The 1175-nt window shown below is 43.1% G+C and carries 2 protein-coding genes; both read left to right on the forward strand.

The window, feature by feature from the left end:
• On the forward strand, positions 1–318 hold a 318-nt coding region (locus DW083_RS21910), incomplete at its 5' end, for a PD-(D/E)XK nuclease domain-containing protein (RefSeq protein WP_199659208.1).
• 34 nt (positions 319–352) lie between these two features.
• The coding region (locus DW083_RS21915; protein ID WP_158582151.1) for an AAA family ATPase at positions 353–1175 on the forward strand (823 nt) is incomplete at its 3' end.

A 1175-nucleotide genomic window follows, 5' to 3' on the forward strand; every position in this document is an offset into this window, starting at 1 on the left:
ACGCCTTATGAACTGGTCCGCCAATTGGAGCTGCATTACCAGAATGTACTTTTCATTGTCTTCAAATTAGTCGGCCTTTATACCCAAGTAGAGTACCACACCAATATGGAGCGTATCGATTTAGTATTGAAAACCAATGACTACATTTATGTCATGGAGTTCAAATTAGAAGGAACAGCAGAAGAGGCTTTACAACAGATAAACGAGAAGCATTACGCGCTGCCATTCGCTACCGATCCTCGGAAACTATTCAAGATCGGCGTGAATTTCAGCAATCAGTTACGGAATATCGAACAGTGGATAATTGAAGAGAACTAACAATTATGCGAATTAAACAACAAAAAAGACAGCTATGAGCAACAAGATTTATCCTATCGGAATACAGAACTTTGAAAAGCTTCGCAGTAGCGGTTATTTCTATATCGATAAAACCGAACTGATCTACCGTGTTGTCAAAACCGGTAGCTACTATTTTCTGAGCCGCCCGCGCCGCTTTGGTAAAAGCTTGCTCATATCTACGCTCGAAGCTTACTTTCAAGGCAAAAAAGAGCTGTTCGAGGGGCTTGCCATGGAAAAGTTGGAAAAAGACTGGATCAAACATCCGATTCTGCATATTGACCTGAATATAGAAAAATATGATCGACCGGAAAGCCTGGATAATATGCTGGAAAAGACATTGGCCGGATGGGAAGCTCTTTACGGTGCAAATCCGTCCGAACGTTCTTTCTCGTTGCGTTTTGCAGGAATCATCGAACGGGCCTGCAAACAAACCGGACAACGTGTCGTAATCCTCGTGGACGAATATGATAAACCGATGTTGCAAGCCATTGGCAACGAGGAGCTACAACAGACATTCCGAAACACCTTGAAACCTTTTTATGGAGCCTTGAAGACAATGGACGGCTACATCCAGTTCGCCATGTTGACGGGAGTAACCAAATTCGGCAAAATCAGTGTATTCAGCGACCTGAACAATCTGGACGATATCTCCATGCGCGAACCTTATGTCAACATCTGCGGTGTCTCCGAACAGGAGATACATGACAATCTGGAAGAAGAGCTTCACGAGTTGGCAAATGCGCAAGCAATGACATATGAAGAAACATGTGCCAAACTCAAAGAGTATTACGATGGCTATCACTTTGCAGAAAACACAATAGGTATCTACAATCCGT

The sequence above is a fragment of the Parabacteroides sp. AF48-14 genome (assembly GCF_003477465.1).
Lineage (GTDB): Bacteria > Bacteroidota > Bacteroidia > Bacteroidales > Tannerellaceae > Parabacteroides > Parabacteroides acidifaciens.